Source organism: Pseudomonas sp. NPDC089918 (assembly GCF_050280605.1).
In the GTDB taxonomy this organism is placed as follows: domain Bacteria; phylum Pseudomonadota; class Gammaproteobacteria; order Pseudomonadales; family Pseudomonadaceae; genus Aquipseudomonas.
The window spans coordinates 1-2,410 of record NZ_JBNNVP010000098.1 but is presented as its reverse complement, the minus strand read 5'-3'; the positions used below and the strand labels follow the sequence as shown (position 1 = coordinate 2,410).

The 2,410-nt window shown below is 53.7% G+C and carries 5 protein-coding genes; all 5 read right to left on the bottom strand.

The window, feature by feature from the left end:
- On the bottom strand, positions 1 to 222 hold a 222-nt coding region (locus ACQKPC_RS30290; protein ID WP_427628320.1), incomplete at its 3' end, for a 50S ribosomal protein L18.
- Between the two features lie 10 nt (positions 223 to 232).
- The gene (gene rplF, locus ACQKPC_RS30285) at positions 233 to 766 is read right to left on the bottom strand and encodes a 50S ribosomal protein L6 (protein WP_003176412.1); all 534 of its coding nucleotides are present in this window, start codon (positions 764 to 766) and stop codon (positions 233 to 235) included.
- A 12-nt stretch (positions 767 to 778) separates the two neighbouring features.
- Complete coding sequence (rpsH, locus tag ACQKPC_RS30280; protein ID WP_003186040.1) at positions 779 to 1,171, bottom strand: 30S ribosomal protein S8; 393 nt, start codon at positions 1,169 to 1,171, stop codon at positions 779 to 781.
- A 210-nt stretch (positions 1,172 to 1,381) separates the two neighbouring features.
- Positions 1,382 to 1,687, bottom strand: a complete 306-nt coding sequence (rpsN, locus tag ACQKPC_RS30275; RefSeq protein WP_003176414.1) for a 30S ribosomal protein S14 — start codon at positions 1,685 to 1,687, stop codon at positions 1,382 to 1,384.
- A gap of 13 nt (positions 1,688 to 1,700) precedes the next feature.
- Positions 1,701 to 2,240, bottom strand: coding sequence for a 50S ribosomal protein L5 (gene rplE / locus ACQKPC_RS30270; protein WP_003176415.1), 540 nt, complete (start codon positions 2,238 to 2,240; stop codon positions 1,701 to 1,703).
- Positions 2,241 to 2,410: the final 170 nt, after the last annotated feature.

The following is a 2,410-nucleotide window of genomic DNA, read 5'->3' as shown; positions in this document are numbered from 1 at the left end:
GCGGGGTGGCGCTGGATGATTGCTATATCGGCGTCGACGATGCGCCAGCACCACTGGCAGAAGTGGTGGGCTGGCTACGAGAGTATTTAGGCGTGCCGAAATGACCTGGGCGTAGATGTGCTGCGACGAGCGGAACACGCAGAGACGCACGACTTCGAGTTCGTGCATTTTCAGGCGTGCTTTGCGAGCGCGACGCAGTCGAGTAACTTTTTTGTCGGTCATTTGCTATGCCCTACTTCTTCTTGGCTTCTTTACGACGGACGACTTCGTCCGCGTAGCGCACACCTTTGCCTTTGTACGGCTCTGGTGGACGGAAGTCGCGGATCTCGGCGGCCACTTGACCTACCAGCTGCTTATCGATGCCCTTGATCAGGATATCGGTCTGGCTAGGAGTCTCAGCGGTGATGCCTTCCGGCAGTTCATAATCCACTGGGTGCGAGAAGCCAAGAGCCAGGTTCAGCACTGTGCCTTTTGCTTGCGCTTTATAACCAACACCGACCAGCTGGAGCTTGCGCTCGAAGCCTTGGCTTACGCCTTGGACCATGTTGTTAACCAACGCACGAGTGGTACCAGCCATTGCGCGAGTCTGTTGATCGCCATTGCGAGCAGCAAAACGCAGCTCACCAGCTTCTTCAACAATCTCAACGGACGAATGGATGTTCAGTTCGAGAGTACCCTTGGCACCCTTCACCGAAAGCTGTTGGCCTGCGAATTTGACTTCGACACCGGCTGGCAGCTTAACGGGGTTCTTAGCGACGCGTGACATGCTTATCCCCCCTTAGAACACAGTGCAAAGAACTTCGCCGCCGACACCGGCAGCGCGCGCAGCACGATCCGTCATCACACCTTTGTTGGTGGAGACGATAGACACACCGAGACCGCCACGAACTTTTGGCAGATCATCGACGGACTTGTACTGACGCAGGCCTGGACGGCTAACGCGCTTCACTTCTTCGATGACCGGACGGCCTTCGAAGTACTTCAGCTCGATGGACAGCAGTGGTTTGATTTCGCTGCTGATCTGATAACCCGCAATGTAACCTTCGTCCTTCAGGACTTTGGCAACAGCTACCTTCAAAGTAGAAGATGGCATGCTTACGACGGACTTTTCAGCCATCTGGGCATTACGGATTCGAGTTAGCATGTCCGCTAACGGGTCCTGCATACTCATGGGCTAGACGCTCCTAATACACAAAAAATTAGCCTTGCGGCTACTACGTGTCGCCGAGTACATCCGCGCAAAAAAAGCACGGGCTCAGGCGAGCCGGGTATTCTAGACACACCCCACAAATGAATCAAGCCCCAATAGGGGCTTGATTCAAGTTCAAGGTCACCGATGGTCAGGATCTTGCGATCCCGAGCACCGAGACTTTGACAGTGCTTACCAGCTGGCTTTAACCAGACCAGGTACGTCACCACGCATAGCAGCTTCACGCAGTTTGTTACGGCCGAGGCCGAACTTGCGGTAAACGCCGTGTGGACGACCGGTCAGGCGGCAGCGGTTACGCATGCGCGAAGCGCTTGCGTCACGTGGCTGCTTCTGCAGAGCTACTGTAGCTTCCCAACGCGCTTCTGGACTTGCGTTCAGATCAACGATGATAGCTTTCAGTGCTGCACGCTTTTTGGCGTACTTGGCAACCGTGAGCTGACGCTTCAGCTCGCGGTTTTTCATGCTCATCTTGGCCATTTTCCTACTCCAATCAGTTGCGGAACGGGAATTTGAAAGCGCGCAGCAGAGCGCGACCTTCATCATCGTTCTTGGCAGTGGTGGTCAGGGTAATGTCCAGACCGCGGAGAGCATCGATCTTGTCGTAGTCGATTTCCGGGAAGATGATCTGCTCTTTAACGCCCATGCTGTAGTTACCACGACCATCGAAGGACTTGGCATTCAGGCCGCGGAAGTCGCGAACCCGAGGCAGGGAGATCGACAGCAGACGATCCAGGAATTCATACATACGCTCACGGCGCAGAGTCACTTTGACGCCGATCGGCCAACCTTCACGGACTTTAAAGCCAGCGATGGATTTCCGAGCGTAAGTCACAACGACTTTCTGACCGGTGATCTTTTCCAGGTCAGCAACAGCGTGCTCGATGACTTTCTTGTCACCGACTGCTTCGCCCAGACCCATGTTCAGGGTGATTTTGGTAACGCGTGGAACTTCCATCACGTTCGAAAGCTTAAGTTCTTCCTTAAGCTTCGGTGCGATTTCCTTCCAGTAAATCTCTTTTAGTCGTGCCATGGTCTTCTACCTAGCAGTGTTCAAGCATCAACCGCTTTTTGGGTCGACTTGAAGACACGAATTTTCTTGCCGTCTCTTTTGATTTAGGAGGGTTTTGTGTGTTGTCTGCCGGTCGGTTTCAGCAAGTACTCTGTGTGTGTCAAAAAAAATGGCCCGTTAAAACAACGGCT

Excerpts from the sequence above, each read along its gene's own strand:
- rplF (WP_003176412.1), bottom strand. The coding sequence starts at position 766 with ATGTCACGCGTCGCTAAGAACCCCGTTAAGCTGCCAGCCGGTGTCGAA.
- rpsH (WP_003186040.1), bottom strand. The coding sequence starts at position 1,171 with ATGAGTATGCAGGACCCGTTAGCGGACATGCTAACTCGAATCCGTAAT.
- rpsN (WP_003176414.1), bottom strand. The coding sequence starts at position 1,687 with ATGGCCAAGATGAGCATGAAAAACCGCGAGCTGAAGCGTCAGCTCACG.
- rplE (WP_003176415.1), bottom strand. The coding sequence starts at position 2,240 with ATGGCACGACTAAAAGAGATTTACTGGAAGGAAATCGCACCGAAGCTT.